This window comes from Sporosarcina sp. Y1004 (assembly GCF_057669665.1).
This window is the reverse complement of the sequence record NZ_JBYHFQ010000015.1, coordinates 17194-30217: the sequence shown is the minus strand read 5'-3', so window position 1 is coordinate 30217 and position 13024 is coordinate 17194. Positions and strand designations below refer to the sequence as shown.

Annotated in this window: 14 protein-coding genes and 1 pseudogene; 11 read left to right on the top strand and 4 right to left on the bottom strand. The window is 34.8% G+C overall.

The features are described 5' to 3' along the window. Positions 1-449: 449 nt before the first annotated feature. Entirely contained in the window at positions 450-1334 is an 885-nt protein-coding gene (locus tag AC25Y6_RS11540) for a DMT family transporter (RefSeq protein WP_488143129.1), read from the bottom strand. A 307-nt stretch (positions 1335-1641) separates the two neighbouring features. Between AC25Y6_RS11540 and AC25Y6_RS11535 the strand changes: the two genes are divergently transcribed. The 8 genes and pseudogenes from AC25Y6_RS11535 (at position 1642) to AC25Y6_RS11500 (ending at position 6584) form a co-directional block, all read left to right on the top strand. After that, a complete protein-coding gene (locus tag AC25Y6_RS11535) occupies positions 1642-2382 on the top strand; it encodes an alpha/beta hydrolase (RefSeq protein WP_488143128.1) in 741 nt (246 codons plus the stop codon). 67 nt (positions 2383-2449) lie between these two features. Continuing rightward, positions 2450-2548 (top strand): annotated as a pseudogene (locus AC25Y6_RS11530) (glyoxalase superfamily protein); the annotation flags it as partial. A gap of 34 nt (positions 2549-2582) precedes the next feature. Beyond that, positions 2583-3053, top strand: coding sequence for an SMI1/KNR4 family protein (locus AC25Y6_RS11525; protein WP_488143127.1), 471 nt, complete (start codon positions 2583-2585; stop codon positions 3051-3053). 119 nt (positions 3054-3172) lie between these two features. Continuing rightward, positions 3173-3616, top strand: coding sequence for a GNAT family N-acetyltransferase (locus AC25Y6_RS11520; protein ID WP_488143126.1), 444 nt, complete (start codon positions 3173-3175; stop codon positions 3614-3616). Positions 3617-3743: 127 nt separating this feature from the next. Beyond that, entirely contained in the window at positions 3744-4253 is a 510-nt protein-coding gene (locus AC25Y6_RS11515; RefSeq protein ID WP_488143125.1) for a YoqH family protein, read from the top strand. A gap of 345 nt (positions 4254-4598) precedes the next feature. Then, positions 4599-5564 carry a hypothetical protein gene (locus AC25Y6_RS11510; RefSeq protein WP_488143124.1) on the top strand — a complete coding sequence of 322 codons (966 nt, stop codon included), beginning with the start codon at positions 4599-4601 and terminating at the stop codon, positions 5562-5564. Between the two features lie 52 nt (positions 5565-5616). Beyond that, on the top strand, positions 5617-5910 hold the full coding sequence (locus AC25Y6_RS11505; RefSeq protein ID WP_488143123.1) for a hypothetical protein: 294 nt from the start codon (positions 5617-5619) through the stop codon (positions 5908-5910). Positions 5911-6146: 236 nt separating this feature from the next. Beyond that, positions 6147-6584 (top strand): VOC family protein, encoded by a 438-nt coding sequence (locus AC25Y6_RS11500; protein WP_488143122.1) that lies wholly within the window; start codon positions 6147-6149, stop codon positions 6582-6584. Positions 6585-7556: 972 nt separating this feature from the next. Here AC25Y6_RS11500 and AC25Y6_RS11495 read toward each other — a convergent pair. The 3 genes from AC25Y6_RS11495 to AC25Y6_RS11485 all read right to left on the bottom strand — a co-directional run bounded on the left by AC25Y6_RS11495 (position 7557) and on the right by AC25Y6_RS11485 (position 10362). Then, positions 7557-8525, bottom strand: coding sequence for an NAD(P)-dependent alcohol dehydrogenase (locus AC25Y6_RS11495; RefSeq protein ID WP_488143121.1), 969 nt, complete (start codon positions 8523-8525; stop codon positions 7557-7559). A gap of 328 nt (positions 8526-8853) precedes the next feature. After that, positions 8854-9834 (bottom strand): hypothetical protein, encoded by a 981-nt coding sequence (locus AC25Y6_RS11490; protein ID WP_488143120.1) that lies wholly within the window; start codon positions 9832-9834, stop codon positions 8854-8856. Positions 9835-9846: 12 nt separating this feature from the next. Beyond that, positions 9847-10362, bottom strand: coding sequence for a hypothetical protein (locus AC25Y6_RS11485; RefSeq protein ID WP_488143119.1), 516 nt, complete (start codon positions 10360-10362; stop codon positions 9847-9849). Between the two features lie 477 nt (positions 10363-10839). Here AC25Y6_RS11485 and AC25Y6_RS11480 point away from each other — a divergent pair, with 477 nt between their 5' ends. From AC25Y6_RS11480 to AC25Y6_RS11470, 3 genes are all read left to right on the top strand, one after another. Beyond that, a complete protein-coding gene (locus AC25Y6_RS11480; protein ID WP_488143118.1) occupies positions 10840-11070 on the top strand; it encodes a DUF3953 domain-containing protein in 231 nt (76 codons plus the stop codon). A gap of 671 nt (positions 11071-11741) precedes the next feature. After that, positions 11742-12095: a hypothetical protein gene (locus tag AC25Y6_RS11475; protein WP_482103424.1), complete on the top strand. Its 354-nt coding sequence runs from the start codon at positions 11742-11744 to the stop codon at positions 12093-12095. Positions 12096-12591: 496 nt separating this feature from the next. Further along, positions 12592-12840, top strand: a complete 249-nt coding sequence (locus AC25Y6_RS11470; RefSeq protein WP_482103425.1) for a hypothetical protein — start codon at positions 12592-12594, stop codon at positions 12838-12840. The last annotated feature ends 184 nt before the right edge of the window (positions 12841-13024 follow it).

The following is a 13024-nucleotide window of genomic DNA, read 5'->3' as shown; positions in this document are numbered from 1 at the left end:
CAGATTGGAAATTATTTAGAGGAATATACTCACTAATATATTGCTAGGATTGATAGGAAAATACATATTAATGCTAAAGTAAATAAAATGAAGGAGTTTCTAAAATTTCTTCTCATTTTAATACCATAAGCACAAAAAAAGATAGCAGCGGCTAATTTGGAACTACTTTGAAAGTAAGCATTACTCGAGAAAAATGAACTACTAAAAATTACTGAAATGAGCAAAGTTGTCGAGATTAATATTCTAAACCACATAGGCTCGTCTAGGAATTGTTTAAGCGCAAACTTTATCCGTTGCATAATTGTATAAATCCCTTCCGAGAAATTTTCTTGATTATATATATCGTATGTTTGTCGATGCGAATTAGCCATGATTTCGAGATTTTAGTCATGTAACATAATCGCTTTAAAATACAAAACAGTGTGAAGCATTTGCCTCACACTGTTTTGTTAAATTAATTTACCTTTAGACAATTTCATTGATTTCGTTTCACTCACAAATGTTGCACCTAAAAGCAATGCACCACCTAGCATTTGAATAAATGTCATTTGCTCTTGCAAGATAATAGCTGAAATTAGTAATGATGTGATTGGATCTGCGTAGCTTAGTGCAGCGATGCTTTGCCCTTTTAATTTCTGCATACCTGAGAAGAATAACAAGAATCCAATACCTGTATGTACAATCCCTATGATTAAAATAAATGGAATGGAGGAGCTCGATACTTCCAAAATTCCGAATCCCTCCGTAAAGAAAACATACGGAATGAGAAGTATTGTCGCCGTTCCAAGTTGAAGTAATGTGGTTTCTAACCCATCCATATTTTTGATGAATTTATTTAATAGCATCAATGAAGCATATAGTACAGCTGCCATTAATCCATATCCAATCCCAATTAAATCATCCATTCCAGACGTGCTAATCCCAACATTACCAACAATGAATAACATCCCTAGCATGGCTATACCAATGCAGATTATTTTCTTAGCAGATAACTTTTCCTTGAGGACAAGTGGTGAAAGAATCAGGACAATCACAGGTGCAAAATAGTAACTTAATGTTGCGTTAGAAATGGTCGTATGCTTGAATGCCTGGAAAAAGAAAATCCAATTCCCCCCCAGTGCAATACTCGATAGGATTAAAACGAAAGCATTTACTTTAACCAATGCCCATGATATTTTTTTCTTCATGATGAACATGACTACCGTTAAAAACATACCGCCAATTAAACCACGCAATAAAGCGATTTCACTCGAAGATAAATCAATGTATCTTACAAATACACCAATTGTCCCGAAGAGTATCATTGATAGTAAGAACTGAATGTTAGATTTCATGGTCTACTCCTTCGAATCTGCGAAAGAGCGTATAGCTCTCAGATTATTATTTTGTTATTTATGTAAGTTTATAGATGGAGTAAACGGTGATGTTGAAAATGGCATGATAATTCCCCCCGTTTCTGAATGAACTCATTATACTGAATAAAATCATATTAGCCTATCTGGTTGCTTTATTGATCGAACAATAATGCCTTTCTTATTCGCTAACACTGCAAGGTAGCAGGTTTTTACTAGTAAGTCATAGAAGTAGTTATTGAACGAATAATTTTGACCTTTTAAAATAAAAAGTGAGGTATTCAAAATAATGATGAAAATAGTACCCCCTAAGCCTTTTGTCTATAAAGGTGGAGAGAAAGCTGTATTACTCTTACATTCATTTACAAGCAATCCCACTGATATGAAAAAGTTGGGAAAGTATTTACAAAAGGAAAATTATACTTGTTATGCACCATTATACAGTGGACATGGTCAAACAGCGGAAGAGCTTCTCACATATAGACCGTCAGATTGGTGGCAAGATGTACGAAACGGGTATCAGTTGTTAAAGGATGAAGGGTTTGAAAAAATAGCCGTGATTGGTCTCTCTCTTGGTGGTGTGTTTGCATTAAAAGTGGGGCAGGAGTTGGAGGTAAATGGCGTTGTTACAATGTCAGTGCCTATACATAGAGAAGCTACTTTTCTACAAAAGCGAGTCTTTTATTATGCAAAAAGATACAAACAACTTGAAGGGAAAAATGAAGAACAAATAAATTTAGAAATGAAACAGCTTGAAAATATGTCTATCGATTCATTAGTTGAGTTCCAACAGCTAATTGATAGTACGATGGATGAATTAACACTTTTAAAATCACCAATTCGTATTATGTATGGTGAATTAGATGAACCATTATATAAGGAGAGTGCAAAAGTAGTATTTCAAAGCGTTGCGACGCATCAAAAAACAATCATGGGGTATCCAAACTCTAAACATTTAATGACATTAGGTCCGGACATTAACGATGTGAACAAAGATATTCTTACATTCTTAAATGATCTAACTTGGTAGTTTTACTTCAAGAAGGAGTACTCGAACTTCATGATTAAATCACTTAACTAAAATAAATGAAACAGGGGTGCTCTATTACATGATTACACCTATCTTTCGAATTTTTGATATTGAAAAAGCCAACTCATTTTACATAACTTACTTAGGTTTTGGTATACACATTGAATTAAGTGAGGTCTTTATGGGGGTACTGAATTATAATGAATAATGAAATTACTTTGGAGGCCAGAAGACTGGTCGATAGAATTAAGATGAAATATCCCGATTTTGTTGGTGAAACAGTAAGCGAAAGTGACATAGCAAAATTAGAAAAAGAATTGAAGATAAAGTTACCGAATTGGTATATCGAACTTTATACAACTGTTCCTTTAATTGATACGGAGTTTGGGTTCCAAGAAGATGAGCCAGATGAGGATTATGACGGAATTTCTTATATGATATGTGGTGGTGTTGACGACATAATTGAAGAAAGCACTGAATTTGAACCTGGAATATCTGCATTAAAAGATGGATACGTTTTTCTAGCTAGTTGCTCTCATGGTAGCGGCGACCCCATATTTGTCAAACTAAACTCAGACGAGACAAGAGTGTACCGTATATATCACGATGATTTTACTAAAGCTCAACTAGTAGAAAACCTTGCATCTTTATTTGAGAATGCAATAGTCTAACGAATTCGATATCTGCACAGCTATTCAACGAAACCTTGTTCAACTAACGGAAATTTTAAGTCAATAACAAAAACACCAAATCTAATGTGAAATTTGATTAAGGAAAGGCGGGGAAATTGTTGGAGATATATCAAGCGACGATTGAGGATTTAGAAGGTGTGTCAAATTTATTTAATTTGTATCGGATGTTTTATGAACAGGAATCGGATTTAGAAGGTGCAAAAAATTACATAAAAGAACGTATAGAAGGCAAGGAATCCATTCTATTTGTCGTCAAAGCCAAACAAAAGTATGTAGGATTTACGCAGCTTTATCCTGCATTTTCATCCATATCTATGAAAAGAGCTTGGATACTAAATGACTTATATGTAGATGTAGAAGCCAGAAAACAAGGAGTTGGAGAAATACTCTTACATAAAGCTAGATCTTTCGCTGTCGAATCAGGCGCTAAAAGTATTAGTCTGAGTACAGCACCAGATAACGATTATGCCCAAAGGCTATATGAAAGAAATGGATATATTCGGGATTCACAATACTATCATTATGAATTAAGTCTGAAATAGTATATTCCAATATTGGGCTAACGGGTGCTAAGAAGGTTCTTTTTTCTTGTTCAACTAAAGGGCTTAGTTGAACAAGAATATTGTCTTATAACAAGGATATACTACCTAAAATTAGGTAGGTGGTTAGATGAAAAAAATATCATTAATATGTGTACTATTACTATTAAGTCTAACAACGTTGTTATATGTAACTTGGGGAAAACCAACAAAAGTAAAGGCAATAAACAAAGAGAAGCAACAATTATTAGAAGCCATTTCAGAGCCGTGTAGTCTAATATTGGAACCTGTTGATAAAAGTCTGACGAATGCAAAAGGTGTTGCATTAATCTATAAAGTGCAGTTAAACCCACCAAGTTTTGCAAGAACTAATATAAGTATTCTTGCTGTTCATCTTCCCAAACCATCTACTTATGGTGACTTCGATAGCTATGAAGGCTTTGCGTCTATTCCCAAAGAAATAAGTTGGCGTTTTAAGCTTTATCCAACGCCAGAGGATAATGGTCCAAGTTGGGCTGGACGATTTGATTTAATTACTGCAGAAATGAAGAATGTCGAAGTTCAGGTACGCCTCTCAAATTCTAAAACAGGACAGTTAGGACCAAGTGTTTTAACAAACAGTATTAGCAACTGTAAATAGTTAATGCAAAGTAACGGGTGCTTTACTTCAAGAATGGAGTAAAGCTTTTTTTCTTGTTCAACTAACGAGTGCGATTGTGAAATATAATCTTTCTTTATTGTATAAATAATAGTTCAGTTTTCATTAAGGACGATTAATTTGTAAGATATCGAATTCTGATTCCGAATGATATTATTGAAAGTTATACAATGATTGAAATTCCGGAAAAATATCATGATGAAATAAAGAATGAAATTATCTAAAGGAATGTATGTTACAGGAGAAGTATTTAACAATGTCATTTGAGTTTATGGGTATGTGGAGATGTAATGAAAAAGTTTAATAAACGGAGCTTGAGGTGAAGTGATGTATATTTTAGATCAAACGAACGAATGGGATGCCGATTTACCTGAGTTCGATGTGCGAAATGACGAAGTTGAAAATCAGCGGAAAATGCTTTTTGATTATTTTATTACGAAGGCCTCTACTGTGGATATATTGGTATACCGAGGTTTAGATGAAGAAAAGATGATAAAGCAAATGAAGAAGCTTTTTAAAAATAAGCGAGTAAAAACAGATCATCATGGTAAATGCTACAAGTTCTTTTTAGATGACGCAACAAGAAGTTGGATTTTAGCAAATAATATAAGTGAATGTACAAGCGTTATATATGATGAAAATGGCAAAGCGATTGCAGATTTTAATAGACATGTGTCCTTTTATGAAAAAGTGCCTGTGCCATGTAGTGTGTTGTCGGTGAAAGAGCTACCCATTCAACTTGAAATTTATATTCGTGAAGATGATAGAGAGTGTGATGTAGATTTACAAGAACAGGCTAAATCGTATTATATTAGTACGGACTATGATTGTATAGAAAAACTTGCTTTTGAAACAATTGAAAACCTTTATGTTTATCCATTGTCTATTTATATTGAAACGCACGATGGAGAGCAGCATCAAATGCAAAAGGATTGGGCAAAGTATGCTGTAGAATATATAGACTCCGGACAGCGTGTGTTTACCCTCTCTTCAAAAGGAATGTATCATGCAGAGGTCCCAGGTTTCTTTTTAACAGTAAAAAATACCGATGAATTAAAAGTTGTGTTCGAAGAGCTATTTTACTTAGCCTATCAAAACGACACATTCATCGTGTCTCAAAATAAGCTGAATATCCGAACTGGTCGTAATCGAATTTTCAATTCAGGTGATGAAATGGTTTTAACGTTCGATCATGATGCACAAGGGATTGTCCTATACACTGCACTAAATTTCGAAAAAATAACGAGCTATTTTACCAATTATATGATTACGCACATACAACAAGAGAGTTAGGAAACTAACTCTCTTATTAAATATCTTACAAAAGGGAGAGTGAAGGTTGATTATGAACCAATTATATTTGTCATTGAATAAAGCAGGTTTGATGTTTAAGGGTGAAACAGATAAAGGAGTGGTTGATTTCATTCTATTTGAAACCTACGAGAATGGAAACACAACATCAGTGGATGTAAATACATTCGAAACGCTATTCGAGGGTGTAAAAGGGAGTCCAACCTATGAAGCCTTGTCGGGATCTCATACTTTTACATTGGGGGATACGCAATACACCATGACTGCTGAAGAAATGGGTTATCAAAAGTATTTCGATCAATGGAAAGAACAAGGAGTGTTTAAATAACGAGTGCTTTGCTGCTTAGACGGCTCTTTTTCTTGTTCAACTAAAGGAGCAGGATTGCTGAATAACAAAGTTCCGGTAAAATATGCAAAATTCTCCTTGTAGGTAGAAATGATGAGTAGAATGCACGCACAATCAGAAATGCAGATGTCTTTTTATCATAGTAATCGTCCATTTGTTAATACTAGAATTTGAATAAAGGATATTACAAAATAACAGGATCATAGGAGGTATGAAAATTGAGGATTCGAAGAATGGATCATGTGGGTGTAATCGTAAATGATCTCTCTGCCGCTAAAGAGTTTTTTCTCGATTTTGGACTTGAGGTGAAAGGGGAATGGGAAATGGAAGGAGAGTTGATGGGATATGCAGTTGGGCTTAATGATGCTAAAGTTGCGTGTGTAGGATTGGGGATGCCAGAAGGCAAGACATGGATAGAGCTAATCAAATTTTTTACGCCGTTAGATGAAAAAGGTATTCAGCAAACCTTTGCAAATACACTGGGTATCCGACATATTGCATTTACTGTGGAAGATATTGAAGCTGTTGTTGCCAAATTGAAAAAGAAGGGCACGGAAATCTTTAGTGAGATACAGCAATACGAAGAAAGTTATAAATTATGCTATGTTCGTGGTCCAGAGGGAATTATTTTGGAGTTGGCTGAGGAAATCAAATAAGTACTATTAGTTAAAATGAAAGTACGACTCTTTGTTACTTTCAATTTTTTTAGTTTGTGAAGAAATGTACTTCGACTAACGGTTGCGTTAGTTGAGGAGTGTTGTTTATCTAGTGTTCAAAAACCGGGTGGAAAAATACAAGGGTGGGGTTAGTATGCTTTTACTTTGGTATGCTTCATTTTTGACATCAATTATCACATTGGCATTCGGGGTTTCTAGACGCTCTTGGCTTTTCTAACGAAAGGAGAAGGGAGTAGTACAAATGAAGAAATATATTAATAAAGGAAATATAAAGTTTTTTCTATTAGGATGTTTAACATATTTTATAATTTCAACGATAATAGAACTAATCAGATAAGGCTTCACTAAGATTAAAATGATGAATAGATAAAAAAAATTGAGGTAACGGGTGCGCCAGTTGAAAATCATCGAGTTGGTAATGTAGCTCTTTTTTCTCATTGAACTCCCATGAAAATTAAAAAACGCTCAAAATCTATAAAACTGCATAACAAAAAAAGCTCAGAAAAAGTTTTTTTAAAAAAGGCTGAGCCTTCAAAATGATTATATTAAGTTGAAAGTTAATCAGTAACCAACTCCATTCTTCATAGAATAAAGGCAGGCTGGTGCAATAACCAGAGTAGGATTAATCTCCCATGAGTGCTACTCGTATAGAGTGCGACAGTCTGTGATGCACCGTGGTCGTTGGAGTCAGACTAACGGATGGGCTCAATGGCACCATAGTTCATCGACCTTCTTCGCCAGCCGTAGTATCCAATACCCGTTCTGCATATATTTTCATCCTCTGTGGTGTAGCGCTGACTTTGCGCTACATGTATGGCTAACGGGCCAGGTTAGTTTAATAAGAGAGGTCAAATCTTTATTCTGAAGGATAGTCACCTTCTTTAAAGATGAAGAAAACGCACATTTTTAATAGGTTAAAATTGTGCGTTCGGTATATTATTCATCTAATAATTAGACAGTAAGGACAACTTTACCTTGAGCGTGACCTTTCTGGAAATATTTGAATGCTTCAGATACTTCGCTTAAATCAAACCGTTTATCAATTACTGGTTTTACTTTGCCAGTCTCAAGTAATTCCTTTATATAAATTAAATCTTTTTGGTTTGCTCTCTGTAAAAGGTTACTTATTTTCTTACTTCCAGTCATTGAAATAAAAGGTCCAAGAACTAACGTTTGAAACATTTGGGATTCGGCTCCACCTACGTGAACAAAATGCCCATTTGGTTTTAAAACACGTTTATAAGCTGAAATGGAATTAGACCCGTTAACACCAAGGATCAAATCATAACGCTCCTTTTTTTGGGTGAAATCCTCTTTTGTATAATCAATGATGTGGTCTGCTCCTATTGAATGCACTATTTCTAAATTTCTTGTACTACATACACCTGTTACTTCAGCCCCAAATGATTTGGCTATTTGTACCGCGAAAGTACCGACGCCTCCAGATGCCCCATAAATTAATACCTTCTGTCCTGCCTTAATCTTTCCTTTATCGCGTAGTCCCTGTAAGGCTGTCACACTTGCCATAGGTGAGGCAGCAGCTTCCTCGAAGGAGATGTTGGTTGGCTTTAAAGCTAAAGCAAATTCCGGGACAGACACATATTCAGCAAAACCACCCCAGCCACAACCTGAGAGGTCACCGAATATCTCATCCCCTGGTTGAAACTGCTTCACATTCTTGCCAACAGCTTCGACTATACCCGCTATGTCACCTCCCGGTATAGCGTATTTTGGTCTCAGTAGCCCAAAAGCCAAGCGAGCTAAGAACGGTTTGCCTTTCAAAAGAACCAAGTTACTAAAGTTCAAGGATGCTGTATGAACTTTTACCAATACTTGATTCTCTAAAGGCAAAGGCTTTTCTATCTCTTTTAATTCAAGTAGGTCAGGTGATCCATATTTGTTACAAACGATAGCTTTCATAAAATCCCTCCAATTTTATTAGATTTAATTGTATTACAAAGATATAAATGACCGGAAAAGAGAGATAGTAAAGTGTTATTATTAATATGGAATTACGAGTTGAAAGATTCTAAAGATATTTTAGGTTGGGAGTACTTTGAACAATGGAGAGTGAAATGTGTCTGGAGATTACACTTCAACTAACTGGCCATTTTGGGAAAGTTTAAAATGTAACATATCTTTATAACAGTCGTCTAAGGCTTAATTGAAATAGAATTCCTTATTGGACTAACGGGGTTAGTGGAAGAAGCACGAGGCTTTAGCCAAGAAAGAGACACTTATTTTTATTTTATAACGATACCCCTCTATCCTTATCCAACTCTTTTTTCTTGTCCTGGACCCGTTCTTTAAAGATTCCAAGACTCGCAGAGATGCGTTCTGTCCTCTCTTGTAACGGTTCATGCATATGTTTTTTAAACCGCTTAGAAAAAGAATCAACAACATTTGCAGCTGTCAGTGTTACAGCTTTTGAAGCGACGGAAACCACTGGTTTTTCTGCCATCGAAATTTTTTCCTGTGAACTTGCTTTTGAAAATGGGCTAAATTCGTTTAACCAACGAGACATTTTGTGTTCTTCTTCGGTCCATTTTTCACGGTTAAGTACGTCATCAGTACCACCAAAACGTTTTGGGAAGCAAAAACTTCCAAAATCAAATATATCTTTGGCAATAAACCTTATTGATTCATCATTTAACCCTTGAATGTCGACGTCTAAAAATCCGTCTACTCCATTTTCGCCACCTTGTGGCATTTGTTTATCGTAAACTTTAACGATTCGATACAAATTTTCTCTTACTTGATTTTTCAGAAATTCTTCCGTTTCTGCTTTTTCTCCCACAGCTCTTGAATCTGCAATTTCTTTTATTACTTCATTAAACTTTTCCATCGCCAATTTTTGCACATGTGGTTTAAGAGTGTACTTGCGATAAGCGATGTACTTTAACTCCTCATTTCTATGTATAGTCCACTCTGTATCTTCGTCCGCAATTTCTATAATTTTTTCTTGGAAACTGCCGTCCTCAATATCCGATAAAGATAATAAGTAATTTGATACCCGGGAAATTGAGTAATGATGGTACTCCTCGTTTAGTTTGAATTCCGGAAATCCCGTAAAACTAACAATGAATGGTTTATCCAAAGAGTTGATAATGTCCTTTAAAAACGCAATGTAACGGTTCGCGCTGTATCTATCTATTGTATAGGTTGTCCCTAAAATCATTAGTCTCGTATCTTCCATTTCGTACATCTCCTCTAAATAGTAGTTAGACACCATTTAAACCTCTTAATCAACTCGTTTCACACTTTTTCCAAACTGTATTTCTCTACGGAAAGATGCGATGAAAAACGCGAAACTCTCGAAGCTTTTGAGTGATTCAAGGATTGTTTCGGTTTCAAAGAAGCGCTCGGACTCAGACATGTCCAAAACAATCATAAGTACCGATAAAACGTACTCTTCCCCATACTCCCGAAGTTTGATGTAGTCATCAATAGGAAAACTTAAATCAACTTCTTCTGAAGGTATTTCAAAGACGATTTCGATTGCGTTTTTAACAGCAATTTGATTTAAATCATACAAGTCATTTCTCAAAAAAATGAAGTTATCATAATCCTCTTTTGATAAATCATGTTCGAGGACAACAGGAAGACTATCAGACTGCTGCACTGTGTATTTAACCGAGCCTTTAATCATTTTGTCTATGTATTCATCACTGTGGACGTACTTCGGTTTTGTTATGGTCATAGAACCGTCCTGTTGATTGATTACAGATAGGAAGTAGTTACAGACATCAAGATGCATTCAAAAACGTCTCGAACTCTTCTAGAGGCAAGTAATATATTTCAACGCCCAATGATTGATGTACATCCATTAACCAATGACTACACCTCACCAGGTCTCCAAGTGATTACGGGCAGTGGAGAATCTATCAGAATCGCATCAAACTTGGTCTTAAAGTGGTATTCATAACCTATCTTCAGTAACGTCAAAATTTCACGTAATGTTGCTGCTTTTCAAGTTCAACAACCGTCTCCACTATGCCCTTATCTTCCTTACCCAATCCCAATAAATTCAACAAACCCATCTCCAACACTCCTTTAATCTATATTATTATACCTCAAAACACTCAAAATTCAGCTTTTTCTTTTTTGTATCCAAACATCAGGCAGTTTTGAGTGTGAAAAAGCCGTTTTTCGTTGATTTAATAAGTTCAATAAGAAAAAAGAGTTCAAAGTGATATGATTAAACAAGAAATTTTACAGGGGCTTAATAGGGGAGATGGAAATATTGAAAATATTAAAAGTTATCTTATCAGTTATTGTTATAGCATTAGCAGGTTATGGTCTAATTACTAAAAAATTTGAGTTTATGCCATATATGATATTGTTCTTAGGTGTGTTTATGTTGGTTACGGGGATTTCGGAACTACAAGCAAAAAAGAAAACAAGTGCGGTATTTTTTATCCTTGCAGCAGCGTTTTTATTTTTTGTTGCCATTTACACTTTTTAAGCTAACGGGTGCTTTACTTCAAGAAGGAGTGAAGCTTTTTTCTTATTGAACTAACGGAGCAGTTTAGTTCAATAAGAATGCTAAAATAAATTGCCTAAATCTATTAATGGTTTATGGAGGTGTAAAATTATGAAAAGGTTCTTAACAGCAGCACTATCTGCTATTTTATTTGCAACAATATTTTCTTGGTTTTTCTTTGTACCCAGCTCTCAACGGGAACCTAATGTGTATTATTCGAGTTTTTTAGAAACGTTTACCTTAGTCATTATTTATGCCGGACCTGTTTTTTTCTGGTAGGATTACCTCTTTCAATCTTTATTGATAAGTTAGTTGCGAAGTTTAACAAAAGTTTAAGATGGGCACGTTACTTTTTCGGGTTAGGTCTATATTCGATAGCTGGTATACTTTTTGGTGTTGTTTTTCTAAATATACTTAACCCAAATATCTATCTAGAAGATGTTATTCCATTTTCAATATGCTGTTTTATAGCGTCTAATATTTACTATCACTTGCTATTGTGGTTTCGAAAAAAGATTCAGTATTCAACTAACGGGTGCTTTAATTTAACAAGGGTTGTCTTGAAGGGTAGCTTTTCTTTTTGAGCTAAAAGGTGTTGAAGAAAGTCTAAGAAGATTGTTGAGAAATATATACTAACAAAGGGGGGGGATAAAATGACGAATTATTATTATTTTGCATCAGACCAGAAGATGGGGTTAGGTAATAGTTCACTTGATTTTACAGAGACAGAATTACACATTCCAGGATTCGATTATCCGATTCAGGTAGAAATCTATAATGGGATTGAAAAAGCTTGGGAGTTGCGGGAACTACTACAGTATATTCTTCATCACACCGAACCTTATAAGGTTTGTATTGTACAAATAGCTCATTTAATAAATTCAAATCGGATTGAACTAAAGGTACAAAAAAAATCTAATTTATTATTGCACCAAATTGTTGACCCGAAGCAACTTTTACTACAAGAAGGACATTTGTTGACAATCAAAAAAGTACCAACCTTTTAATAGCTCTTTTAAGGAAGATAAACTAAAAAGGTTGTTTTTACGATAGTGCTTGTTAAACTAACGGGTGCTTTATTTCAATTAGAAAAGGAGCGTCGTTCAGCGTTTGAATTCCTTCTCACACTAACGAGGCAGTTAAGTTGAATAAGGATTAGTTTAAAATTTAATCGATGAAGGAGTTTTAAAATGGAGCTAATCTTGATTAGTATCTTCTCAGCTATAATAATATTTACAACGGTTTATTTCATGATTAAAGTATTAAATATTGCCTATAAAAGGGAAGAAATATCGCTTCGAAAATGTAGACTCTTAGTAGCTTCTTCAATCATAATAGGTTTACTCGTAAGTTCGATTTTGCCCTTTGTTTATCAAAAAATAATTGATGCAATTCTCTAAGTACTTTTGTAGCAATTTTGTCGAGTAATACCTGTCTAGTGTTGAGCGTATTCTATTAACGGGGCAGGTTTGTTCAATAACAAGTATTGAAAGGAGATTTTTTGTGAGAACTATATGGTTTCCGTTATTATCATCAGTTGGGACAATGGCTCTATTATATTGGATTGGAAATAAATTTAATTTATCTCTTCTTAGGTTTTCAATTGATCTAAATGAACCGTTAGAAAATGGGTTGATTTTTGATGCGAATATTGCAATACTTCCCCTTGCTATCGGCTTAATAGTTGGATTTATTGTTCAACGTATAGTTAAAGTTAAAAGCAAACCAGGTACAATGAAGAGGAAGAGATAAGATGAAGGATAAAAATGGGATCAATAAGGTCAGCTTTTGATGAAGGTGTTATTCTACTAAGGGGTGCTTTACTTGAAGATTGTTGAGCTGCTTAGACGGCTCTTTTTTTGTTCCACTAAAGCAGGAGGTTACATCAATAAGCAAACATGGATTATTTATAAATTCAGGTTCATTTTTTATGATA

Bases quoted from the DNA above. Each gene is read 5' to 3' on its own strand.
- AC25Y6_RS11510 (WP_488143124.1), top strand. From the start codon at position 4,599: ATGTATATTTTAGATCAAACGAACGAATGGGATGCCGATTTACCTGAG.
- AC25Y6_RS11485 (WP_488143119.1), bottom strand. From the start codon at position 10,362: ATGCATCTTGATGTCTGTAACTACTTCCTATCTGTAATCAATCAACAG.
- AC25Y6_RS11540 (WP_488143129.1), bottom strand. From the start codon at position 1,334: ATGAAATCTAACATTCAGTTCTTACTATCAATGATACTCTTCGGGACA.
- AC25Y6_RS11505 (WP_488143123.1), top strand. From the start codon at position 5,617: ATGAACCAATTATATTTGTCATTGAATAAAGCAGGTTTGATGTTTAAG.
- AC25Y6_RS11495 (WP_488143121.1), bottom strand. From the start codon at position 8,525: ATGAAAGCTATCGTTTGTAACAAATATGGATCACCTGACCTACTTGAA.
- AC25Y6_RS11515 (WP_488143125.1), top strand. From the start codon at position 3,744: ATGAAAAAAATATCATTAATATGTGTACTATTACTATTAAGTCTAACA.
- AC25Y6_RS11535 (WP_488143128.1), top strand. From the start codon at position 1,642: ATGATGAAAATAGTACCCCCTAAGCCTTTTGTCTATAAAGGTGGAGAG.
- AC25Y6_RS11525 (WP_488143127.1), top strand. From the start codon at position 2,583: ATGAATAATGAAATTACTTTGGAGGCCAGAAGACTGGTCGATAGAATT.
- AC25Y6_RS11480 (WP_488143118.1), top strand. From the start codon at position 10,840: ATGGAAATATTGAAAATATTAAAAGTTATCTTATCAGTTATTGTTATA.
- AC25Y6_RS11475 (WP_482103424.1), top strand. From the start codon at position 11,742: ATGACGAATTATTATTATTTTGCATCAGACCAGAAGATGGGGTTAGGT.